At 32.7% G+C, this 24,810-nt stretch carries 25 protein-coding genes; 3 read left to right on the forward strand and 22 right to left on the reverse strand.

What is annotated here, in order from left to right; all coding sequences use genetic code 11:
• The first annotated feature begins 176 nt into the window (after positions 1 to 176).
• Positions 177 to 1,661: a glucose-6-phosphate dehydrogenase gene (zwf, locus tag IDG45_RS07395; protein ID WP_000105070.1), complete on the forward strand. Its 1,485-nt coding sequence runs from the start codon at positions 177 to 179 to the stop codon at positions 1,659 to 1,661.
• A 229-nt stretch (positions 1,662 to 1,890) separates the two neighbouring features.
• On the forward strand, positions 1,891 to 2,757 hold the full coding sequence (locus IDG45_RS07400; protein ID WP_000382585.1) for an AraC family transcriptional regulator: 867 nt from the start codon (positions 1,891 to 1,893) through the stop codon (positions 2,755 to 2,757).
• Between the two features lie 82 nt (positions 2,758 to 2,839).
• Here IDG45_RS07400 and IDG45_RS07405 read toward each other — a convergent pair whose 3' ends face one another.
• The 6 genes from IDG45_RS07405 to IDG45_RS07430 all read right to left on the reverse strand — a co-directional run bounded on the left by IDG45_RS07405 (position 2,840) and on the right by IDG45_RS07430 (position 8,915).
• On the reverse strand, positions 2,840 to 4,489 hold the full coding sequence (locus tag IDG45_RS07405) for a glycoside hydrolase family 13 protein (RefSeq protein ID WP_001041938.1): 1,650 nt from the start codon (positions 4,487 to 4,489) through the stop codon (positions 2,840 to 2,842).
• A 15-nt stretch (positions 4,490 to 4,504) separates the two neighbouring features.
• A complete protein-coding gene (locus IDG45_RS07410; protein ID WP_206171583.1) occupies positions 4,505 to 5,524 on the reverse strand; it encodes a LacI family DNA-binding transcriptional regulator in 1,020 nt (339 codons plus the stop codon).
• Entirely contained in the window at positions 5,525 to 5,779 is a 255-nt protein-coding gene (locus IDG45_RS07415) for a hypothetical protein (protein ID WP_072357813.1), read from the reverse strand.
• The gene (locus tag IDG45_RS07420; protein WP_000413431.1) at positions 5,718 to 6,089 is read right to left on the reverse strand and encodes a VOC family protein; all 372 of its coding nucleotides are present in this window, start codon (positions 6,087 to 6,089) and stop codon (positions 5,718 to 5,720) included. The genes IDG45_RS07415 and IDG45_RS07420 overlap by 62 nt, the downstream gene beginning before the upstream one ends.
• A gap of 218 nt (positions 6,090 to 6,307) precedes the next feature.
• Entirely contained in the window at positions 6,308 to 7,714 is a 1,407-nt protein-coding gene (gene gnd, locus IDG45_RS07425; RefSeq protein ID WP_000193707.1) for an NADP-dependent phosphogluconate dehydrogenase, read from the reverse strand.
• 67 nt (positions 7,715 to 7,781) lie between these two features.
• On the reverse strand, positions 7,782 to 8,915 hold the full coding sequence (locus IDG45_RS07430) for a tripeptidase T (RefSeq protein ID WP_000606707.1): 1,134 nt from the start codon (positions 8,913 to 8,915) through the stop codon (positions 7,782 to 7,784).
• A 262-nt stretch (positions 8,916 to 9,177) separates the two neighbouring features.
• Between IDG45_RS07430 and prli42 the strand changes: the two genes are divergently transcribed.
• Complete coding sequence (gene prli42 / locus IDG45_RS07435) at positions 9,178 to 9,357, forward strand: stressosome-associated protein Prli42 (protein ID WP_001789875.1); 180 nt, start codon at positions 9,178 to 9,180, stop codon at positions 9,355 to 9,357.
• Between the two features lie 126 nt (positions 9,358 to 9,483).
• Here the strand turns inward: prli42 and IDG45_RS07440 are convergent, their stop codons facing one another.
• The 16 genes from IDG45_RS07440 to efp all read right to left on the reverse strand — a co-directional run bounded on the left by IDG45_RS07440 (position 9,484) and on the right by efp (position 24,806).
• Positions 9,484 to 10,464 (reverse strand): aromatic acid exporter family protein, encoded by a 981-nt coding sequence (locus IDG45_RS07440; RefSeq protein WP_000916200.1) that lies wholly within the window; start codon positions 10,462 to 10,464, stop codon positions 9,484 to 9,486.
• A gap of 13 nt (positions 10,465 to 10,477) precedes the next feature.
• A complete protein-coding gene (gene brxB / locus IDG45_RS07445) occupies positions 10,478 to 10,915 on the reverse strand; it encodes a bacilliredoxin BrxB (protein WP_000367419.1) in 438 nt (145 codons plus the stop codon).
• Positions 10,916 to 11,265: 350 nt separating this feature from the next.
• Complete coding sequence (locus tag IDG45_RS07450) at positions 11,266 to 12,540, reverse strand: dihydrolipoamide acetyltransferase family protein (protein ID WP_000406850.1); 1,275 nt, start codon at positions 12,538 to 12,540, stop codon at positions 11,266 to 11,268.
• Positions 12,541 to 12,552: 12 nt separating this feature from the next.
• Positions 12,553 to 13,536 (reverse strand): alpha-ketoacid dehydrogenase subunit beta, encoded by a 984-nt coding sequence (locus IDG45_RS07455; protein ID WP_001096637.1) that lies wholly within the window; start codon positions 13,534 to 13,536, stop codon positions 12,553 to 12,555.
• Positions 13,536 to 14,528: a thiamine pyrophosphate-dependent dehydrogenase E1 component subunit alpha gene (locus tag IDG45_RS07460; protein ID WP_000568348.1), complete on the reverse strand. Its 993-nt coding sequence runs from the start codon at positions 14,526 to 14,528 to the stop codon at positions 13,536 to 13,538. Before IDG45_RS07460 ends, IDG45_RS07455 begins: the two co-directional genes overlap by 1 nt.
• Positions 14,529 to 14,543: 15 nt before the next feature.
• Positions 14,544 to 15,965 carry a dihydrolipoyl dehydrogenase gene (gene lpdA, locus IDG45_RS07465; protein ID WP_001291540.1) on the reverse strand — a complete coding sequence of 474 codons (1,422 nt, stop codon included), beginning with the start codon at positions 15,963 to 15,965 and terminating at the stop codon, positions 14,544 to 14,546.
• A gap of 150 nt (positions 15,966 to 16,115) precedes the next feature.
• Positions 16,116 to 17,795, reverse strand: a complete 1,680-nt coding sequence (gene recN / locus IDG45_RS07470) for a DNA repair protein RecN (RefSeq protein WP_000942210.1) — start codon at positions 17,793 to 17,795, stop codon at positions 16,116 to 16,118.
• A gap of 15 nt (positions 17,796 to 17,810) precedes the next feature.
• Positions 17,811 to 18,263, reverse strand: coding sequence for a transcriptional regulator AhrC/ArgR (ahrC, locus tag IDG45_RS07475; protein WP_001124985.1), 453 nt, complete (start codon positions 18,261 to 18,263; stop codon positions 17,811 to 17,813).
• Positions 18,264 to 18,693: 430 nt separating this feature from the next.
• A complete protein-coding gene (locus tag IDG45_RS07480) occupies positions 18,694 to 19,575 on the reverse strand; it encodes a polyprenyl synthetase family protein (protein WP_000183374.1) in 882 nt (293 codons plus the stop codon).
• The gene (locus tag IDG45_RS07485; protein WP_000159865.1) at positions 19,553 to 19,783 is read right to left on the reverse strand and encodes an exodeoxyribonuclease VII small subunit; all 231 of its coding nucleotides are present in this window, start codon (positions 19,781 to 19,783) and stop codon (positions 19,553 to 19,555) included. The genes IDG45_RS07480 and IDG45_RS07485 overlap by 23 nt, the downstream gene beginning before the upstream one ends.
• Positions 19,776 to 21,113, reverse strand: a complete 1,338-nt coding sequence (gene xseA / locus IDG45_RS07490) for an exodeoxyribonuclease VII large subunit (RefSeq protein WP_001286928.1) — start codon at positions 21,111 to 21,113, stop codon at positions 19,776 to 19,778. Before xseA ends, IDG45_RS07485 begins: the two co-directional genes overlap by 8 nt.
• A 16-nt stretch (positions 21,114 to 21,129) precedes the next feature.
• The gene (gene nusB / locus IDG45_RS07495) at positions 21,130 to 21,519 is read right to left on the reverse strand and encodes a transcription antitermination factor NusB (protein ID WP_000087385.1); all 390 of its coding nucleotides are present in this window, start codon (positions 21,517 to 21,519) and stop codon (positions 21,130 to 21,132) included.
• Positions 21,520 to 21,578: 59 nt separating this feature from the next.
• Complete coding sequence (locus IDG45_RS07500) at positions 21,579 to 21,941, reverse strand: Asp23/Gls24 family envelope stress response protein (RefSeq protein ID WP_000241588.1); 363 nt, start codon at positions 21,939 to 21,941, stop codon at positions 21,579 to 21,581.
• A 14-nt stretch (positions 21,942 to 21,955) separates the two neighbouring features.
• Positions 21,956 to 23,311: an acetyl-CoA carboxylase biotin carboxylase subunit gene (accC, locus tag IDG45_RS07505; protein WP_000756610.1), complete on the reverse strand. Its 1,356-nt coding sequence runs from the start codon at positions 23,309 to 23,311 to the stop codon at positions 21,956 to 21,958.
• Positions 23,311 to 23,775, reverse strand: coding sequence for an acetyl-CoA carboxylase biotin carboxyl carrier protein (gene accB / locus IDG45_RS07510; protein WP_001009520.1), 465 nt, complete (start codon positions 23,773 to 23,775; stop codon positions 23,311 to 23,313). The genes accC and accB overlap by 1 nt, the downstream gene beginning before the upstream one ends.
• Positions 23,776 to 24,248: 473 nt before the next feature.
• The gene (efp, locus tag IDG45_RS07515; protein ID WP_000626504.1) at positions 24,249 to 24,806 is read right to left on the reverse strand and encodes an elongation factor P; all 558 of its coding nucleotides are present in this window, start codon (positions 24,804 to 24,806) and stop codon (positions 24,249 to 24,251) included.
• Positions 24,807 to 24,810: the final 4 nt, after the last annotated feature.

The following is a 24,810-nucleotide window of genomic DNA, read 5'->3' on the forward strand; positions in this document are numbered from 1 at the left end:
TATAAATTTTGATAATTACGTTATACTTGTCATTAATAAGTATCACATTAAACATGATACATGAATCGATATTTCATTTAAGACACTGCATACTGTCGAGCATATTGAATGACCTGCTGAATGGATTATCTTATAATAATAAATCATATATCTAATTAAGAATTGAGGTTTTAATCTTGAGTACTAAAAACAAACACATCCCTTGTTTAATCACAATCTTTGGTGCAACTGGTGACTTAAGCCATCGTAAGTTGTTTCCATCAATATTCCATCTCTACCAACAAGACAATTTAGATGAACATATTGCCATCATCGGTATTGGACGTCGTGACATTACTAATGATGATTTCCGTAATCAAGTAAAATCATCAATTCAAAAGCACGTAAAAGATACAAACAAAATTGACGCGTTTATGGAACATGTCTTCTATCATAGACATGATGTTAGTAATGAAGAAAGCTATCAAGAATTATTAGATTTTAGTAATGAATTAGATAGCCAATTTGAATTAAAAGGTAATCGACTATTCTATTTAGCAATGGCACCACAATTCTTTGGCGTTATTTCTGATTATCTAAAATCTTCTGGTCTTACTGATACAAAAGGATTTAAACGCCTTGTTATCGAAAAACCATTCGGTAGTGATTTAAAATCAGCCGAAGCATTAAACAATCAAATTCGTAAATCATTTAAAGAAGAAGAAATTTATCGTATTGACCACTATTTAGGAAAAGACATGGTTCAAAATATCGAGGTATTACGTTTTGCGAATGCGATGTTTGAACCATTATGGAATAACAAATATATTTCAAACATCCAAGTTACATCTTCTGAAATACTAGGTGTTGAAGATCGTGGTGGCTATTATGAATCAAGTGGTGCGCTAAAAGATATGGTGCAAAACCACATGTTACAAATGGTTGCATTATTAGCTATGGAAGCACCTATTAGTTTAAATAGTGAAGATATCCGTGCTGAGAAAGTAAAAGTACTTAAATCACTGCGTCATTTCCAATCTGAAGATGTTAAAAAGAACTTTGTTCGTGGTCAATATGGCGAAGGCTATATCGATGGTAAACAAGTTAAAGCATACCGTGATGAAGATCGCGTTGCAGATGACTCTAACACACCTACCTTTGTTTCAGGTAAATTAACAATTGATAACTTTAGATGGGCTGGCGTACCTTTCTATATTCGTACTGGTAAACGTATGAAATCTAAAACAATTCAAGTTGTCGTTGAATTTAAAGAAGTACCAATGAACTTATACTATGAAACTGATAAACTGTTAGATTCAAACCTATTAGTAATCAATATTCAACCTAATGAAGGTGTATCTTTACATCTAAATGCTAAGAAAAATACACAAGGTATCGAAACTGAACCTGTTCAATTGTCTTATTCAATGAGCGCTCAAGATAAAATGAATACTGTAGATGCATATGAAAATCTATTATTCGATTGTCTTAAAGGTGATGCCACTAACTTTACGCACTGGGAAGAATTAAAATCAACATGGAAATTTGTTGATGCAATTCAAGATGAATGGAATATGGTTGATCCAGAATTCCCTAACTATGAATCAGGTACTAATGGTCCATTAGAAAGTGATTTATTACTTGCTCGTGACGGTAACCATTGGTGGGACGATATTCAATAATTGAATTAAAACGCACATGTTAAACAAAAATAAATGAGCGAATGACAAGGATTGATTACGAATCAAGTAAATCAATTGTTCTATCATTCGCTTTTTTTCTAGACTATATTATGAAATTATATTTTACAATGCCCAAAACTATTTTAATAATCATTGAACAAATGGGTGTATAATTTATAGAAATAATGTAGAATAAAAATAAATGATTGAATTAATTGGAGTGAAAGTTTTGGACGTTATCAAGCAAATACAACAGGCAATTGTTTATATTGAAGATCGTTTATTAGAGCCTTTCAATTTGCAAGAATTAAGTGATTACGTTGGTCTTTCGCCATACCATCTTGATCAATCATTTAAAATGATTGTCGGCTTATCTCCAGAAGCTTATGCACGCGCGCGTAAAATGACACTCGCTGCAAATGATGTGATTAATGGTGCTACACGACTTGTAGATATCGCTAAAAAATATCACTATGCAAATTCAAATGATTTTGCAAATGATTTTAGTGATTTTCACGGCGTATCACCTATTCAAGCTTCTACTAAAAAAGATGAATTACAAATTCAAGAGCGATTATATATCAAATTATCAACTACTGAGAGAGCACCCTATCCATACAGATTAGAAGAGACAGATGATATTTCATTGGTTGGATATGCACGATTTATAGACACTAAGTATTTGTCACATCCTTTTAATGTTCCGGATTTTTTAGAAGACTTGCTCATTGATGGTAAAATTAAAGAGTTACGACGATATAATGACGTTAGTCCATTTGAACTATTTGTTATTAGTTGTCCTCTTGAAAATGGTTTAGAAATATTTGTAGGTGTACCAAGTGAACGTTATCCTGCACACTTAGAAAGTCGATTTTTACCTGGCAAACATTGTGCGAAATTCAATTTACAAGGTGAAATTGATTATGCAACTAATGAAGCTTGGTACTATATTGAATCAAGTTTGCAGTTAACATTGCCATATGAACGAAATGATTTATATGTTGAAGTGTACCCTCTCGATATTTCATTTAATGACCCATTCACTAAAATTCAGCTTTGGATTCCTGTTAAACAGAGTCCTTATGACGAAGATTAAATAATTAAAAACAAAGAAGCCCCCTAATATATCTATAGGTCTACAAATGGCCTTAGATACTATTAGGGGGCATATTAATATGTTAATTTAGTTCGATAACACATGCTTCATATGGACGTAACTGTTTTAAATTAACTTTGGCATCATAATTAAATAGCTTCACTTCTCCATGACTTATATCAAATGGTACAGTTAATTCTGCTTCGTGGTTAGTAAGATTACCTACAATAAGAACTTGCTTTTCATTTAATGTTCTCGTGTATGCAAAAACTTGTGAATTTTCAGCATCTACTAAATCAAATTGACCATATACGTATACATCATTAGACTTTCTTAATTGAATTAAATCTTTATAAAATTGTAATACTGAATGCTCATCTTCTAATTGTTGTGCAACATTGATAGTTTTATAATTCGGATTTACTGGGAACCACGGTTCACCATCTGTAAATCCTCCATTTAACGTATCATCCCATTGCATTGGTGTGCGAGAATTATCTCGGTTCTCATCTTTATATTTCGCAAGTAAAGCGTCTACATCTCCACCTTGAGCTTTCACAATTTGATAGTCATTTTTAACAGCAACATCGTTAAACGTTTCAATACTTTCAAATGGATAATTCGTCATACCAATTTCTTGACCTTGATAAATGAATGGCGTACCTTGTTGCAAGAAATAAACTGCTGCATGACTTGTTGCTGATTCATACCAATACTTGTCATCGTCACCCCACGTCGATACACGTCGTGGTTGGTCGTGATTTTCAATAAACAACGCATTCCAACCTTTATTTTCAAGTTGTTTTTGCCATCTATTTAATACAGATTTATACGAATTTACATCAAAGTGAGAATCACCACTATTCCACAGTCCCAAATGTTCAAATTGGAATATCATATTAAATTTACCATTTTCTTCCCCGACCCAGTCATCAGCATCATCAGGGCTTACACCATTCGCTTCACCAACAGTCATAATGTCATACTTACTTAATGAGCGATCTTTCATCTCTTGTAACCAAGTTTGTATACCTGGCTGATTCATATCTACATCAAATGCTGGGGCATATGTTTTACCCTCAGGTACAGGTAAGTCACCCGCTTCAAACGTCTTCTTAATATGCGTAATTGCATCTACTCTAAATCCATCAATGCCTTTATCAAACCACCAGTTCATCATTTCGAATACAGCATCTCTAACTTCCGGATTTACCCAATTCAAATCAGGTTGTTTTTTACTGAATAGATGGAAATAATATTGCTCAGTATTAGCATCATATTCCCATGTAGATCCATTAAAGATACTTTCCCAGTTGTTAGGTTCAGAGCCATCTGGCTTTGGATCTTGCCAAATGTACCAATCACGTTTGGGATTGTCTTTACTAGATTTGGATTCTATAAACCAAGGATGTTCATCAGATGTATGATTCACAACTAAATCTAAAATAAGCTTCATGCCTCTATCATGAACACCTTTTAATAAACGATCAAAGTCTTCCATCGTTCCAAATTCATCCATAATCTCTTGGTAGTCACTAATATCATAACCATTGTCATCATTAGGTGATTTAAACATTGGACTGAGCCAAATGACATCGATACCTAAATCTTTTAAGTAGTCCAATTTATCAATCATTCCAGGTAAATCCCCAATACCATCGTGATTACTATCATTAAAACTTCTTGGATATACTTGATATGCTACTGCTTCTTTCCACCATTGCTTATTCATTTTAAAACTCCTTTGCTATCGCTGTGTTGATTTTCTTATTTTTAATTCTGTATCTATAATGACCAGTTCAATAACATCCTGTGCTTTGTTTTTTAATATATTTAAAATAGCAGACCCGGCTTGTTGCCCTAACATTCGAGGCTTGATGTCAATACTGGTTTGAGATGGTGACGCAATTTCGGTTAAATAAGAATCATTGAACGTTGCTGTCATTACATCTTTCGGAATTTCAATATTAAGTTCATATAGGACACTTAAAATCGCTAAATGTAACATAGCATCTAACGAAATGATTGCCTGTTTAATATTTGGGTCCTTCAAACGCTTATGTAGATTTTGCATGTAATTAAAAATAACTTCTCTTTCATTACTAGTCTCAATAATTTGATAATTAATTTTATTTTGAGAAGCTATCGTTTCAAATCCTTGAATCCTGTCTTTCGAAACTTCAAAATCGCCTTTTTCTGTAATAAATATTAATTCATCTACACCTTGTTCAATAACATGTCGTGTCAAATTTTCAGAAGCTAATATATTATCATTATCTATGTGTGTAAATTGATGATCTATATCCGATGTAGGCTTACCAATCACAATAAATGGCATGTTTTCATCAATTAACATTTGTTTAATCGGATCATTTTCTTTTGAATAGAGCAGTATAAACGCATCAACCATTCGTTGTTTAATCATTTTATAAACTTCATCCATTAAATCATTCATATTATTTGAGACTGTCGTTTGTGTACCATAGCCATGCTGGTTGCACGTTTCAGAAATCCCTAGCAATACATTGATGTAGAATGGATTCAGTCGAATAGGCTCCTCAGACCCTTTTAACACTAAACCAATTTTATATGTTTGGTTAGTAATTAAAGTTCTAGCAGCAGTATTAGGAAAATAATTCAATTCTTCCATAACTTTCTTCACTTTTGAAATTGTCGCTTCGCTAATACGTTGATTTCCTTTTATAACTCTTGAAACTGTCGAAGGAGAAACACCGGCTTTTAGTGCAACATCTTTAATCGTAACCATTTAATCACCTCCTGTTAATCTCCGAATTGGAAAACGCTTCCAAGCTCTGTATAATAACAGTTTAGTCACACTTTCTAAAAAAGTCAAAAGTTTTGTGCAAACGATTGCATAAAACGATAAAAATAAAACCTTCATACTGAAATTTAATTCAAAAATCAATATAAAGGCTTGTATAAATATTAAAATTGATTGTTTAGTCACTAACTGCAAAATAGTTACCTTGGCCATCTTGGAAATTAAATACACGTTGACCATTCATTTCTACTATATCATGCCCAGTTAAACCTAAATCATTTAATTTTGAGTATAATGCATCAAAGTTTTTCTCTTTAAACATTAAAGATGGTGTTCCTAGGTTCACCTCCGGGCTATACTTTTCAATAAATTCTTTTGCCATAATCGTCAATGACGTTTCAGCATCTTTCGTAGGTGATACTTCAACTGCAACATAGTCCTCAGCTAACGGTGTTTCACTTACAACAACAAATTCTAAAGTTTCTATCCAAAATGCTTTCGCTTTTTCAACATCATCAACATATAACATAACTTGATTTAACTTTTCCATAAAATAGTACCTCTATTTCTCTATAGTACATGCTATCATAACACAGTAAATATTTTATTACTTCACAAAATGCTTAAAAATATGGCGGGATGCTTTTAAGGTAATAGATATTGCTTGTGTAATTTTTTATAGGTTGTAGCTACTCTATCACACTCTCTTTTATATTTATCAAAAGATATAAAAAAGGATAGTATCTTTCAACTATCCTTTAGTCAATATTATTCTTCAATCCATTGTGTATGGAATACGCCTTCTTTATCTTTTCTTTCGTACGTGTGAGCACCGAAGTAGTCACGTTGTGCTTGAATTAAGTTTGCAGGTAAATCAGCTGCACGGTAACTATCATAGTAATTAATACTTGATGAGAAACCAGGTGTTGGTACACCATTTTGAACACCAGTTGCGACAACATCACGTAACGCATCTTGATATTCAGTAACGATGTTTTTAAAGTAAGGATCTAGCAATAAGTTTTGTAATCCTGGATTATTATCGTAAGCATCTTTGATCTTTTGTAAGAATTGTGCACGGATAATGCAACCTTCTCTCCAAATCATAGCTAAATCACCAAGTTTTAAATTCCATTCATTATCTTCACTTGCTTTACGCATTTGCGCGAAACCTTGTGCGTAAGAACAAATTTTACTCATATATAATGCTTTACGAATTTTTTCTAAAAAGTCTTTCTTGTCACCATCAAATGATGCTTTTGGACCATTTAATTCTTTAGAAGCATTTACGCGCTCTTCTTTGATTGAAGAGATAAAACGTGCAAATACAGATTCAGTAATGATTGTTAATGGAATACCTAATTCTAATGCGTTAATTGAAGTCCATTTTCCTGTACCTTTTTGACCTGCAGTATCAAGAATTTTTTCAACTAATGCTTCTTTATTTTCATCTAATTTCATGAAAATATCACCAGTGATTTCAATTAAATAACTTTCTAATTCACCAGCATTCCAGTCTTTGAACGTTTGAGCAATGTCTTCATGAGACATGCCTAATAATTCTTTCATCATAGCATAACTTTCTGCAATTAATTGCATGTCAGCATATTCGATACCATTGTGTACCATTTTCACATAGTGTCCAGCACCATTAGGTCCAATATAAGTAACACATGAAGCACCGTCTTTTGCCTTTGCAGCAATTGCATCAAGAATATCTGCAACTTTGTTATAAGCTTCTTCTTGTCCACCCGGCATTAATGACGGACCAGTTAACGCTCCAATTTCACCACCAGAAACGCCCATACCAATAAAGTTGATTGCACTTTGTGCTAATGCTTTATTACGTCTGATAGTATCTTGATAGTTTGTATTACCACCATCAATTAAAATATCTCCATCATCTAATAAAGGTAACAAACTATCAATCGTTGCATCCGTAGCTTTACCTGCTTGAACCATTAATAAAATTTTACGTGGTTTTTCTAAGGAATTAACAAATTCTTCCAATGAATACGTTGGATGAATATTTTTCCCTTTTGATTCTTCAACCATTAAATCAGTTTTTTCACTTGAGCGGTTAAATACAGATACACTATATCCGCGTGATTCAATATTCCAAGCTAGGTTTTTACCCATAACGGCTAAACCAATAACTCCAATTTGTTGTGTCATATTACTTACCTCACTTGTTGATTTTTCATTAGTATTGTATCACAAAATAGACATACACTACACTAAATCATTTCGATTGTCGCGCAACTATTTTGATTATTTCTAACACTTGACTTGCAAGCAAGTTCAATGATTTAATCGGCATTCTCTCATTTGTTGTATGGATCTTTTCATAACCCACTCCTAAAATGACTGAAGGAATACCAAATGTATTAATAATACTGCCGTCTGAACCGCCACCAGAAATAATTGTATTTGCAGATAATCCTAAATTACGAGCACTTTCTTGTGCAATTTTAACAACCGTTTCATTATCATTAATTTTAAATCCTGGATAACTTTGCTCCACTGTAACTACTGCTTTCCCACCTAATTCTGATGCAGTTGTTTCAAACACATCAGTCATATGTTTGACTTGTGTTTTTATTCTTTCTGGATCGTGAGAACGTGCCTCTGCTTCTAAAATGACTTCATCTGCAACAATATTCGTAGCTGAACCGCCATGAAACTTACCAATATTGGCAGTAGTGATTTCATCAACTTGTCCTAATTTCATTCGACTAATTGCTTTCGCCGCAATATTAATAGCACTAACACCCTCTTTTGGCGTACTTGCATGAGCCGTTTTGCCAAAAATTTTAGCTGAAATTAACATTTGCGTCGGTGCACCTACAACCGTAGTACCGACATCAGCACTTGCATCAATAGCATAACCAAAGTCCGCGTCCAACAACTCTGAATTTAATTCTTTAGCACCAATTAAACCTGATTCTTCTCCAACAGTAATCACAAATTGAATTTGTCCATGTGGGATTTGTTGTTCCTTTATCACTTGCAAAACTTCAAGCATAGCTGCTAATCCTGCTTTATCATCTGCACCTAGAATAGTCGTACCGTCAGAGTATATGTAGCCGTCATCTTTTACAATTGGCTTTACATTAATTGCGGGTACAACAGTATCCATATGGCTCGTCAAATATAATTTAGGTACTTCGCCTTCTTCGATAGTACTATTCATTGTACACACTAGATTATTGGCACCTAATTTAGGATGTTTAGCCGCTTCATCTTCTTTAACTTCTAACCCTAATGATATGAATTTTTCTTTTAAAATAGGTTGGATTGTTGATTCATTCCCTGTCTCAGAATCGATTTGTACAAGTTCTAAAAACGTATTAAGTAATCTTTGCTCATTAATCATAATGGATCCCCTTTTATCAAAATTTTCATGTACGCCAAACGGTAAAAATTGATGAAATAAAATGTTACAGTAATTGACGTTACACAGATTTATCAGGCTTGTAAATTGTGTCATATTATTTTCAATTTAATATATATATTTATTGTAACTCAAACTAAGCTTTGTCAAAAATATATTGATTGATTTTTCGAAGATATCGTATAATGAGGAAAATGACATAAGCAAACTTACTCATGTTTTTTATAATATTCCTTTATGATGATTGCTAGTTATATCATCTCAAGTTAAAAGTTTTATATCTTATGTCGTAATTATTAATACAAAGGTTATTCATTTGGAGGCACACAAAATGCAAAATAAAGTTTTAAGAATTATCATTATCGTTATGCTTGTATCAGTTGTATTAGCATTGTTATTAACGAGTATCATTCCAATTTTATAAACTATATCTCAACTACCTATAAAAAATCATACAATTAAAAATCCATCCGTTATAAACGCATGTATTAATTAGTTATCGTATTGCAACGATTTCTTTCAAACATGGGTCATACGGATGGATTATTTTTTAAGCTACTTCACTATGCATTTTCAATGAACCAAATTGCGATTTGATTTGTAAATATTCTTCTAATTCATTTAATATTTGAATAATACTTGCTCTCGAGTTAAGCGCTTTGTGTGTTGTTGGCAATGGCAGTTCATCCAATTTCAAACGCGTCTCATACAAATTGTGTAAACGCATTGCTGTATAGTCATTACTATTCACATTTAGACCAATTTCTTTCAGCAGTGACGCAACATCATTTAAAAGTGGATCTTTATGACAGATACTTTCGATGAGCGGTTTCATTCTCATTAACAATTCCACTTGCTCTTCTCGCATATCAAAATAATGATAGTATGAATTTTCGTTTCTAACAAAATGATTTTTAACATCTCGGAACGCGATAGACTTCGCCTTTTTAATATTTAAAAGTAACGCTTCAAATTCAATCGCAATGGTATCTTCATATTTTTCACAAATATAACTATATTTACTAAAAATATCAGCAATTTGTTGCTCAATTTTACATTTGTATTCGTCTAGTTGTTTGTCTAAACTTGGCATCATTAAATTCATTGTAAATGCAATGCTTAGTCCAATTAACAGTAATAATGTTTCATTAACAATTAAATGTACATCAATTGATTTTGCATTAAAAACATGAAGTAATATAACGCAACTCGTAATGACACCTTCTTGTACTTTTAATACGACAGTTAATGGTATAAATAACAATACGATAATACCGAGTACAATTGGACTCTGACCTAATAAACTAAATATTGCTGAACCTAAAAACAATACTAAAAAACATGATACTAATCTTGAAATAATCGCTTGTAGCGAATGTACTTTTGTATGTTTAATACATAATACGACTAATATGGCGCTTGAAGCATAATTATCTAAACCTAACAGCTTACTAATAATTACACCTAAAGTCATACCCACTGCTGTTTTTATTGTTCTAAATCCAATCTTGTAAGGATTTAACTTTAACATGGGTTAGCGCCTCTTATCTTTCTTCACAATATTTATTGAATAATGTTTGTAATTGATTAATTACGTTCATCACATCATGACCTTCGATTTGATGTCTTTCAATCATTTCTGTAATCTTTCCATCTTTTACTAATGCAAATGACGGACTTGAAGGCGCATAACCTTCGAAGTACTCACGCGCTCTTTGTGTCGCTTCTTTATCTTGTCCAGCAAATACTGTCACTAGACGATCAGGTAATACGTCATAATGTAAAGCATGTGATGCTGCTGGTCTTGCGATACCACCTGCACAACCACATACAGAATTGATCATAACTAGTGTTGTACCATCTTGTTTAAGAACTTTGTCAACATCTTCTGCAGTAGTTAATTGCTCATATCCCGCAGATTCAATTTCATTCCTTGCTTGTTCTACAACACCGTTCATGTATAAATCGAAATTCATGTCCATAAGTTCAATCACCTATCCCTTTATATTTAAACTATCCTCATTCTACTAATTAATAACATATTGTTCAATAAACTAATCTGAATCACACCTATATTTAGACACAATTTTAACAATATACCAAACATTATTGAGCTTACAATCATGGAAACTAATTTGTTCACCTGTTTTCATTAATATGTTTCAAGTATGATGTCTTATTTTGACTTTACTGCAAAAATGCATTCAACCATGTTGATTATTGTTCTTTATGTTTTTTTGAATATATTGCAAATATTTTATTGCCCAAAAAAATACATCCATCGACAAGAACAAGATAAAACAAGTTGTCGATAGATGTATCTGTGTTATCACTAATATATATTTGTATTTTCTAAAGTATACTGTTCGATACGCTGTTTAATATGATTCATAAATTTACCAGTTTGTAAACCATCTAAAATGCGATGATCTATTGAAATACATAAATTTACCATACTTCGAATTGCTATCATATCATCAATTACTACTGGCTTTTTAACGATGGATTCTACTTGTAAAATCGCTGCTTGAGGATGATTTATAATCCCCATTGATGATACTGAACCAAATGTACCAGTATTATTAACTGTAAATGTTCCACCTTGCATATCTTCAGTTGTCAATTGCTTATTACGCGCTTTTGTTGCTAAAGTATTAATTTCTCTAGCTATACCTTTGATTGACTTTTCGTCTGCATGCTTAATCACAGGTACGTATAATTTATTTTCATCAGCAACAGCAATTGAAATATTAATGTCTTTATGTAAGACAATTTCATTTCCTTGCCAGCTACTATTTAATAATGGATATGCTTTTAAAGCATCTGCTACAGCTTTTACAAAGAAAGCAAAGAAAGTTAAATTATATCCTTCTTTATTTTTAAAGTTGTTTTTATAATGGTTTCTCGTATTCACAAGGTTTGTAGCATCAACCTCAATCATCATCCATGCATGTGGAATCTCCGTTACACTATTAACCATGTTTTGTGCAATTGCTTTACGCACACCATTTACTGGTATTGTGCTATTTTCACTATTGTCTTCAGATGATTGGTTACTTGATGTAGCTACTGAAGTTGATTGTGTTTGAACTTGTTTGTCAGATTGAGCTGTGGTACCACCATTTTCAATAACTGACATTAAATCCTTCTTAGTTACACGACCTTCAAATCCACTACCTACAACTTGTGATAAATCAATGTCATGCTCTGAAGCGAGTTTAAATACAACAGGTGAAAAGCGACCATTATTTCGCGGTTGATTTTGTTTAGCAGTAGATGTCTGTTCCACTGTTGCACTAGCTTTTTTAGTAGATTTCTGAGTATGCTCATCCACTTTTGCTTGTATCTCTTCAGTTGTTTCATTTGTCTTTTCATCAGCAGTTTCAATTTTACAGATAATTGTATCAATAGCTACCGTCTGCCCCGCTTCAACTAAAATTTCTGTAATTGTTCCTGATATCGTGGAAGGGACTTCAGCTGTCACTTTATCTGTAATAACTTCACATAATGGTTCATATTCATCAATATGATCACCAACAGAAACTAACCATTGTTCAATGGTACCTTCATGAACACTCTCACCTAACTTAGGCATTGTTATTTCCATGACTTTCCCTCCCTAGAATTCTGCTAATTCACGCATTTTATTTAAGATTTTTTCTGGATTCATCATAATTTCATTTTCTAATACAGGTGAAAATGGCATAGATGGTACATCTGGAGCAGCTAAACGCATGATTGGTGCATCTAGTTCAAACAGACAATGTTCTGCAATAATCGCTGACACCTCAGACATAATACTACCTTCTAAATTATCTTCAGTTACAAGTAAAACTTTACCTGTATGTTTAGCACGATCAATAATTGTTTCTTTATCTAATGGATAAACAGTTCGTAAATCTACGACTTCAACATTGATACCATCTGCTGCTAAAATATCCGCTGCTTGTAAACAATAATTGACCATTAATCCATAACAAAATACTGTTAAATCTTCACCTTCACGTTTAACATCTGCTTTTCCTAAAGGTACAGTGTAATATTCTTCTGGCACTTCTTCCTTTAAGAATCTATAAGCCTTTTTATGTTCAAAGTATAAAACAGGATCATTTGATTCAATTGAAGATAATAATAGACCTTTAGCATCATACGGTGTTGAAGGTATAACAATTGTTAAACCTGGTGATGAAGCAAATATACTTTCAATACTTTGTGAATGATAAAGTCCACCATGAACACCGCCACCAAATGGTGCACGAATCGTTAATGGGCATTGCCATTCATTATTTGAACGATAACGCATTTTCGCGGCTTCACTAATAATTTGATTTGTTGCAGGTAAGATAAAATCTGCAAACTGAATCTCAGCAATTGGTCTTTTACCAACCATAGCTGCGCCAATGGCTGTTCCGACAATATTTGACTCAGCTAATGGTGTATCGATAACTCTGTCCTCACCATATTGTTGTTGCAGTCCTTGAGTAGTACCAAATACGCCACCTTTTTTACCAACATCTTCACCAAGAATAAATACATCTTTATTTTGTTGTAATGCTAAGTCTTGTGCCTGGCGAATCGCCTCTAAATAAGATAATTTAGCCATTAGTTAAGACTCCCTTCTTCGTACACAAATGCATAGGCTTCTTCGACACTTGGATATGGCGCGTCTTCAGCAGCCTTTGTCGCTTTATTGATAATGTCTTTATGTTCTGCTTCTATTTCTGCCAACCAAGCATCATCGATAATGCCAGCTGAAAGCAACTCTTTTTTGAACTTTTCGTTGCAGTCTGCTTTTTTAAGCGCTTCTCGCTCTTCTTTCGTACGATATTGGTCGTCGTCATCCGATGAATGAGCTGTCATACGAGAAGTTACTGCTTCAATCAAAGTTGAACCTTGACCAGAAATAGCTCGTTCTCTTGCTTCTTTCATCGCTTTATACATTGCTAATGGATCATTACCATCTACTTGTTCACCATGTATACCGTAACCAAGTGCTCTATCCGATAATTTTTCAGCTGCGTATTGTAATGAATCAGGTACTGAAATTGCATATTTATTATTTATAATGACACATACAAAAGGAAGTTTGTGTACACCCGCGAAGTTTAAACCTTCATGGAAGTCACCTTGGTTTGAGCTACCTTCACCAACAGTTGCTGTTGCAATTTTCTTCTTACCATCCATTTTTAAAGCTAAAGCAGCACCAACAGCATGGGGTATTTGGGTTGCTACCGGTGAACTTTGTGACAAAATATTCTTAGCTCTACTACTAAAGTGTAATGGCATTTGTTTTCCACCAGAGTTAACATCGTCTTTCTTTCCAAACGCTGATAAAAACGTATCATACGCTGATATACCCATATAAGTAACGAAAGCTAGATCTCTATAATAAGGCGCAGTAATATCACCTTCTTCTAATGCGTATGCCATCCCAATCTGAGTTGCTTCTTGTCCTTGACCACTTACAACAAATGGAATTTTACCTGCACGGTTCAATAACCACAGTCTTTCATCTATTTTTCTACCTAAATCCATCCATTTATATATTACTTTTAGGTCTTCTTCGCTAAGGCCTAATGATTTATAATCAATCATGTTAAATCCTCCTATTTATACGTGAATAGCTCTACTTTCTGCTTTCAATCCTAATTCCATCAACACTTCAGAGATGGAAGGATGTGCGTGTGTTGTTAGTCCTAATTCTAATGCCGAGCCATTCATGAACTGTAACAGTGATGCCTCATTAATCAATTCTGTTACATGTGGACCAATCATATTAATACCCACAATTTCTTCAGTTGATTGATCAATCACCATTTCGCTATACCCTTCGTTTGCGTCATGGCTATCAATCACTGCTTTACCAATTGCTTTAAATGGTACTTTAAAACTTTTAACTTTCATTCCCTCTGCCTTTGCTTGCTCAATGTTTAAACCGATAGAAGCAATTTCAGGTTGTGAATAAATACACTTAGGCATCATGTTATAGTTTACTGGGATTGGGTTCCCTTCAAACATATGATCGACGGCCACAACACCTTCTTTTGATCCAACATGTGCCAATTGTAATTTTCCAATACAATCACCAGCTGCATAAATATGTTTATCTTCAGTTTGTTGAAATTCGTTCGTTAAAATATGTCCTGATGTTGAAAGTTTTATTTTAGTGTTGTTTAAACCAATATCTGATGTGTTAGGTTTTCTACCAATCGATAGCAACACTTTATCTACTTTAATTATGTCTGAGGAAATTTCAAACGTAACACCATCTTCGTTAACATTTATATCATTTTCAGAAAGTTTTATTCCCTCATAGAATTTAACACCACGTGCTGACAATGATTTTTTTAATAGTTGTGAAGCTTGTTTACTTTCAGTTGGTAAAATTCTTTCACCAGCTTCTATAACTGTTACGTCAACACCTAAATCTATCATCAATGATGCAAATTCCATTCCGATAACACCACCACCAATAATACCAACACTTGATGGTAACGTCTTTAATGATAATATATCATCGCTAGATAAAATTTTATCATGATCAAATGATAAGAATGGCAACTCTGCAGGCGAAGAACCAGTTGCAATTAATACAAATTGGTTGGGTAATAAGTCTGATTCACCATCTTCATATTCGACAGAAATTGTGCCACTTTGAGGTGAAAATATAGATGTACCTAGAATACGTCCCGTGCCGTTATAAATGTCAATGTGATTGTGTTGCATTAAATGCTTTACACCTTGATACATTTGATTAATAATGTCTTCTTTTCGTGCCAACATATTTTCAAAATTAACATTAGCATCTTTGACATCAACGCCAAACATTGCTGCCTGTTTTACTGTTTGAAATACTTCAGCAGATTTAAGCAGCGATTTAGTAGGAATACAACCTTTATGGAGACAAGTACCTCCTAATAGTTGTCGTTCTACTATTGCCACTTTCTTACCTAATTGAGACGCACGTATCGCAGCAACATATCCTGCAGTACCTCCACCGAGAACGACTAAATCATATTGTTTCTCTGACATGTTCTTACTCCTAACTAATGATATATATCCATTGAAAATTTATTAATACATAGTTTTCATGTCCATTAATTACATATTTTACATGATTGTCTATTTAGTTTGAATGCACATAAATAAATCCACAAATGAGTATTCAACACACTTTGGAAATTATCTACGTCTTTGATTGTGTTGTATCATTTCTCTTGCATTTTCACGAGTTAAATCAGTAACACTTGCACCTGAAATCATTCGTGCAATTTCATCTACTTTATCATCGCCAATTAACTCTTGAACTTGTGTTGTTGTACGATCATCTTTTGATGATTTCGAAATTAATAAATGATGGTCGCTCATCGATGCAACTTGTGGCAAGTGAGATATACAAATAACTTGTATATATTCTGCTATATCTCGCATTTTCTCTGCCATTTTTTGTGCGGCTTGTCCAGATACACCTGAGTCAACCTCATCGAATAAAATTGCAGTTTGACCTCTCGATTTAACAAAAATACTTTTTAACGCTAACATAATTCTAGAAAGTTCTCCACCTGACGCAATTTTATTTAAACTTTTTAATGGTTCCCCTTTATTAGGACTGATTAAAAATTCTACAAATTCGATTCCATCAATATTCGGTTCTTCTAATTTTTTAAATGAAATCTCAAGATTTGCATCTTTCATTTGTAAGTTTTGAATTTCCGATACAATGTGGTCTCTTAACTCCCTAGCAACTATACGACGCTGCTTAGATAACGCTTGTCCAACCTCTATAACTTGATTATACAATGCATTTATTTCTTCTCGTAACTGCGATGTACTTTGTTCATAGTTTTCAATTTTATTGATTTCATTATTAAGCTTTTCTTGATATGCGATTAATTCTGAAATATCTTTTCCATATTTGCGTTTTAAATTATTCAGCAAATTCATACGAGATTCATACTCGTTTAACACTTGTTCGTCGAATTCTGTATTAGCCATTTCATCATATAACTCATGTTTTGCATCTTCTAAAATGTAATAAAATTGATCAATATCTTCTTTTAATTTGTCATATTTGTTTGGAACTATATCGTTTATTGTTAACAAATGGTTGCTTAGTTCATACAAACGATCAGTGATAGCATTTTCATCCGTTAATGTCATATGTGCGTTATTAAGCGCTAAACTTAATTTTTCAGAGTTTTGAATACGTTTAATATCTATTTCAAGTTGCTCTATTTCGCCTTCTTTTAGATGTGCTTCAGACAATTCTTCTAATTGAAATTTCATTAAATCTAAACGCTGCAGCAATGCTTGGTCTGCTGATTCTAAATCTTCTAACTCTTGCTTTTTGGCTTTATAATTTTGAAAAGTTTGGTGATATTTATCCAACAAATCTTGATAACGTGATTCTGCGTAATTATCCAATAATGTTAAATGGTATTTTTGTTTCAACAAAGATTGCGTTTCATGTTGGCCATGAATATCTAATAATTCTTGCATAACTTTTCGTAAATCTTGTAAAGTAACTGTTTGATTATTAATTTTACAAAGACTTTTACCAGAGCTGAAAATTTCCCGTTTAACTAATAAAAAATCTTCATCTACATCAATATCCATATTTTTCAATATATGTATAGCATCTTTACTCTCGTCAATATCAAATATACCTTCGATGACAGCCTTTTTTTCACCATGTCTTACAAAATCAGATGAAGCTCTCATTCCAATTAATTGTCCAATTGCATCTATAATAATTGACTTACCTGAACCCGTTTCACCACTTAAAACAGTTAAACCATCAGAAAATTGAATTTCTAACTCTTCAATAATAGCAAATTGCTTGATTGATAAGGTTTGTAACATAAACTCATCGCATCCTTATAACAAATTGAAAATTCTTGACTTGATTTCATCACTTGCCTCTTTGCTTCGACAAATAATTAAACAAGTATCATCACCACAAATTGTGCCTAGTACTTCTTCCCAATTGATTTGGTCTAATATAGCTCCAATAGATTGTGCATTACCAGGTAATGTTTTTAGAACAAGTAAATTATCAGTACCATCTATATTAACAAAGGAATCCATTAAATAACGTCCCAATTTTTCTAAAGGATGGAATTTTCTATCATTTGGTAAACTATAAACATATTGACCTGAAGGTATAGGTACTTTAATAAGTTGTAGTTCTTTAATATCACGAGAAACAGTTGCTTGAGTGACATTTAAATCATAATCGTTTAATCGTTTAACTAATTCATCTTGTGTCTCTATCTGTTCATTTGAAATAATTTCTCTAATTTTTATATGCCTAACCGATTTTTTGGGCACAGTAAACACCTCTGATTACGAATATTTATACATTTATTTTAACACATGCACTGATTTACGACTACTAAACACCTTTACGTAAAAAGGGTAAACATGGTTTATCTATCTTGATTATCTATTTATAAATATTTTTCATATTACGCATAACAATTGCTTAAAATATGTATAAAGATGAATATATGTGTAATAAACTTGCTAATTATTAGATTTAATAAGCGTCAATTGTTTGAACATATTTAATTAAAATCACATTGATATCACAGATGCGAATATTGTCGTATAGAAATTGAAAATTCTATTTTTAGATGAAAGTCTTTAACATAATTTTAAGTTTCAACATGAGAAAAATCGATTAACAAACAACGTCAGTTGAATATGCCTTTTGAGACATTTCAAACTTAACAATTGTTGCTAATCGATATATTTGCTTTTAGTGATCCCTGCTATAAAATAAATCAACGATTTCTAATAAGTGTTTTGTATTGAATTGTTCATCAATTTGCATTAGTTCATCCACTGCTGCGTCTCTATGATAAGTCAATTTATCTTCTGCGCCATCTTTTCCTAATAAACTCACGTATGTACTTTTATTATTTTCAAGATCGCTGCCCACTTTTTTACCTAACTTCGCTTCATCACCATAGCAGTCTAATAAATCATCTTTAATCTGAAACATCATACCTAAATGATAACTATAACTTTCTAAATGTTCTTTAGTTGCATCATCGACATTAGCGATATCTGCTGCACTCATAACCGCAAATGTTAATAGTGCTCCTGTTTTTGTTTTGTGTATCATTTCCAAAGTTTCAAGATCAATTGGTTGGCCTTCGCTTTGCATATCTAACATTTGACCGCCGACCATTCCAACATGACCACTTGCTATTGACAGCCGTTGTAGAACTTTTATTTTTACTTCATCAGTTAATCTATCATCACTTGAAATAAGTTCAAATGCTTTAGTTAATAAAGCATCACCTGCTAATATCGCAGTCCACTCACCATATACTTTATGATTTGTTAATTTCCCTCGTCGATAATCATCATTATCCATCGCTGGTAGGTCATCATGAATAAGTGAATATGTATGAATCATTTCTAGTGCAATTGCGCTCTTCATACCTAACTCATACTCGGTATTTAGTGAATCTAAAGTGAGTAATAACAGAACTGGTCTGATGCGTTTACCTCCAGCATTTAATGAATACAACATACTTTCTTCTAGCTGAGTATCCATTACTGATTTATTTATCGCAACCGATAATTCATTATTGACTTCATCTATTAATTTATTCATCGGTAGATTCGTCATTTTTTACATCCTCAGCTTCTTCTTTTATTAAGTCATTCACCTTTTTTTCGGCATTTTTTAAAGTTGTGTCACAAGCTGCTGATAGTTTCATACCACGTTGGTATAAATCTAATGATTCCTCTAAAGATACTGTTTCATTATCTAATTTTTGAACAATTTGCTCTAATTCTTGCATCATTTCTTCAAAACTTTGCGTTTCTTTAGTCATTATTACACCTTACTTTCGTAACTTTTGCATCTACTAAGCCATCTTTCATTGTTAACGTCAATTGATCATTTTCTGTTAAATCTTTAGTACTCGTAATGACTTCGTCTTTTTTATTAACAATTGCATATCCACGCAACATTGTATTAGTTGGACTTAAATTGTTTAAGTTTTCTACTTTATTTTTCAAATCATTTTTATAACTTAATATCTTAGAATTCAATAATTTAACAAGTTGGTTTGTCAATTGAAGATTATTTTGTTGTTCTTGATTAACACTACTTAGTAACGCTTTTAAATTATAGCGTTGTTGCAACAGCATTAATCGATGTCTCTGTTGTTCAAAAGTTGCCTGAATTTGTTGTTTAAGTCTCTTTTCTAAATCATCACGACGTTGTATCTGTTGATCATACAATAAAGTTGGTTGTTTAAACTTGTAATACGATGACAAATGTTCAACATGTTTACGTTGTTGTTCTAAATGTTTCTTGATGAAACGAGTCAATGTAAACTGATATTGCTGTATTTGTTGCAGCAATTCATATTGGTCTGGTGTTGCAATAACAGCAGCTTGAGTTGGGGTCGCAGCTCTGATGTCTGCAGCAAAATCACTTAATGTAAAGTCTGTTTCATGACCTACTGCTGATATAATCGGTGTCTTACAATTATATATTGCACGGACGACAGCTTCTTCGTTGAAATTCCATAAATCTTCTATGGATCCACCGCCTCGACCTACAATAATGGTATCTACACCTAAACTATCTGCATATTCAATTTTTTCAATAATGTCGTCTTTTGCTTTTTCACCTTGAACCAAAGTACTAATTTGTATTTGTTCAGCTAATGGAAAACGACTATTTATCGTTGAATGGATATCTCGAATTGCGGCACCTGTACTCGCTGTTAAAACTGCAATTTTTTTAGGAAACTTAGGTATTGATTTCTTATTCGCTTTATCAAAACAACCTTCTTCAGTTAATTTTTTCTTTAATGCTTCTAATTTTTGATATAAGTTCCCTATACCATCTAATTGCATTTTATTTACATAAATTTGATAGTTTCCACGACGTTCAAAAACAGAAACACGTGCTTCTAATAAGACTTCATCTCCTTCTTTAGGTTCGAAGTTTAATTTAGAAGCACTACCTTTGAACATCATGGCACTTATAACGCTTTCTTTATCTTTCACATTAAAGTATAAATGACCACTTGAATGCTTTTTGAAATTTGAAAGCTCACCTTTAATCAATACAGATTGGAGATGTGGATCTTGATCAAATTTATATTTAATATATTTCGTTAAAGCTGAAACACTTAAATAATCTGACATATAACATCACTCAATTTTATTTTTTTATATTACTCAATACACCATTTATAAATTTATAATGATCATCATCACTGAATTGTTTTGTTAATTCAACTGCTTCATTCATTACGACTTTAGCAGGTGTATCACTGTGTAATATTTCATATGTTGCCATTCTTAAAATAATACGATCCGTTTTTAATAAACGTGCAATAGTCCAATCTTTTAAATAAGGACTAATTGTCTCGTCTAATACAGGTTCGTGATCTTTAACGCCAGAAACTAGCCAATGAATAAATTCGAAGTCTAAATCTGGATTATCGTCTTTAATAAAGCTTATCGCTTCATTTATCGTTAAATCACTGTCCTTCATTTCTAATTGAAATAAAGTTTGAAAAGCTTGCACTCGGGATTCTTTACGACTCATTTTTAACTCCTTCAAACGTTTGTATTTTTCTTTATTTAATTACTGAATTAGGTATGACATTACTTTTCAATAACGATTTGTGTAATGTGAATATTAATTTGCTTAGGTTCTATCGCTGTCATATTAGAAATTGAATTAAAAATTGACGTTTGAATTTTGTTTGCAGTTTTTGAAATATTAACACCATGTTTTAATGCACAATATACATCTATATATATGCCATCTTCTTTACTCTCGATTTTTAAATCACGGCTTAAATTTTTACGACTAACTTTTTCTAAATTTGTTTCTTTTAATTCAGCAAAATGGCCAGTGATGCCTTCGACTTCCGAAGTAGCTATACTTGCAATAACAGATAGCACTTCTGGCGCTATTTCTACTTTACCTAATTTTGAATTTGAATAATCAGTTACTTTGACCATGGATTGACCTCCTATTAACCTTCATCATTCATAATGCTATTTTGCTCTAAAAAGTTTGTATTAAATTTACCGCTTCTAAATATATCGTTATTCAATAATTTAATATGGAATGGAATAGTTGTATCAATACCAAGAACCACAAATTCACTTAATGAACGAATGCCAGCCATAATCGCTTCATCTCGTGTCGGTTCATGTATGATTAATTTCGCTACCATCGAATCATAATATGGCGGTATCGTATAATTAGTATAACATGCTGACTCTATTCGAACACCATATCCACCTGGTGCAAGATATTGCTCAATTTTACCTGGTGATGGCATAAAGTTCTTGTAAGGATTTTCAGCATTAATTCTAAATTCAATTGCGTGTCCTGTTAATTTAATATCTTCTTGTTTATACGGTAACACGTCACCTATAGCAACTTGTAATTGTAATTTAACTAAATCAATTCCTGTTACCATTTCAGTTACAGGATGTTCTACTTGAATACGTGTATTCATTTCCATAAAATAAAATTTATTATCATTTAAATCATATATAAACTCAATTGTTCCCGCATTTTCATAATTTACAGCTTTCGCTGCACGAACTGCGGCATTTCCCATTTCACGACGTGTTTCGTCATCTAAAATTGGGGAAGGTGCTTCTTCCACTAATTTCTGCATACGTCTTTGAATTGTACAATCACGTTCTCCTAAATGAATTACATTACCATAGCTGTCCCCAACAATTTGGATTTCAATATGGCGGAAGTTTTCGATGAATTTCTCCATATAAAGTCCACCATTACCAAATGCAGTTTGAGCTTCTTGTTCTGTCATTCGGAAGCCAGTTTCAAGTTCTTTTTCATCACGAGCAACACGGATACCTTTTCCGCCACCACCAGCAGTAGCTTTAATGATGACCGGATAACCAATTTTTTTAGCGATTTTCTTAGCTTCTGAGACGTCTTTCATTAAACCGTCACTACCAGGAACAACTGGAACATTAGCTTTGATCATTTCTGCCTTAGCAACATCTTTGATACCCATTTTTTGGATAGATTGATAACTTGGTCCAATGAACTTCAATTGGCATGCTTCGCATAATTCTGCAAAGTCAGCATTTTCAGCTAAAAAGCCATAACCCGGATGAACGCCATCACAACCTGTAGAAGTTGCAATAGATAAGATGTTCGGAATATTTAAATATGAATCTTTAGACAAAGTGGGACCTACGCAATATGCTTCATCAGCAATTTGAGTATGTAGCGCATCTTTATCCCCTTCAGAATAGATTGCAACAGTTTGGATGCCTAAATCACGACAAGCGCGAATAATCCTAACTGCGATTTCACCGCGGTTTGCAATTAAAACCTTTTTCATTATTTCACCTTAAATAACGGTTGGCCATACTCTACCATTTGCCCGTCTTCTACTAAGATTTCAACAATTTCACCTGAAATTTCTGCTTGAATTTCATTAAATAGTTTCATTGCTTCTAAAATACACACTGTTGTTTCATTTGAAACAGTGTCCCCAACTTGCACATACGCTTCTTCGTCTGGAGATGGCGATTTGTAAAATGTACCTACCATAGGTGCATTAATTGTTTTGTGATTATCTGAAGTTGGCTTTGGAGCTTCAGTTTTATTGCTATCAGTTGATTGTACTTGAGGCATAGGCATTGCCGCAGCTTCAACTGGCATTTGTGAGATTTGTGGCGTGATAATCTCAGTTTCTTTTTCTTTCTTAAGCGTCACTTTGCCTTTAGTATCTTCAATATTGATTTCCGTTAAAGTTGATTTATCCAGAATTTCAATTAATTCTTTGATTTCTTTAAAGTTCATTATTACTGACTCCTTCAGTTTGTTTTCATCTACCCGTCTATTTTACTTGAGACAACTCTTCAATTCAAGCATGTTCATATTGCTGGCGACATTATAAGTCTATCCCAAAGTTATAATAAAACCACATTTTAAATTAAAAACACTTGTGGATTTATTACTTAACATTGCCTCATCTTAACTCTTGATTAAAAATTTTATACATTCAGTTAAACATATCAATGTTATTTTTATTAGCTATTATGTTTTATCCTCAACAATATGATATGTAGATATATACCCTTACTTATGTCTATGTGTTTTTTCTACCAATTAGACGATTCGTTTTATATTTTAAAATTTAATTTAAAAATAAAAAGCCTCATATCAGCATATAACCTATAATCATTTTAGGCAATAGCTTTATGAGACTTATTTGGAATATCTTACGTTAAATCAGAATAGTGAATACAAGCTATTTGTTAACAAATTAAAGATTATCCTCTTGAAATGTAGCTTCCATCACCAGTGTTGATAATTAAAACGTCACCTTCGTTTACAAATAAAGGTACATTTAATGTATAACCAGTTTCAACAGTTGCCGATTTAGTAGCACCAGTTGCAGTATCACCTTTAATACCAGGTTCTGTTTCAGTTACTGTTAATTCAACAGTTTTAGGTAATTCAACACCGATAGTTTCACCTTCGTATGTTTGAATTTGTACTTCCATACCTTCTTTTAAGTAATTCAATTCTTCTTTTAAGTAATCACTTGAAAGTTCTGTTTGTTCAAAGCTTTCATTATCCATAAATACATGATTATCTCCGTCAGCATATAAATATTGCATGCGACGATTTTCAATCATTGCTGGTTCAACTTTTTCACCAGCTCTAAACGTTTTCTCTTGAATTGCACCAGTTCTTAAATTACGTAATTTTGAACGAACGAATGCTGAACCTTTACCAGGCTTTACATGTTGGAAGTCTATAACTTTCCAAATAGCGTTATCAACAGAAATTGTTAAACCTGTTTTAAAATCATTAACCGAAATCATTCAG

This window comes from Staphylococcus sp. EG-SA-10, from assembly GCF_017151945.1.
Classification (GTDB): domain Bacteria; phylum Bacillota; class Bacilli; order Staphylococcales; family Staphylococcaceae; genus Staphylococcus; species Staphylococcus aureus.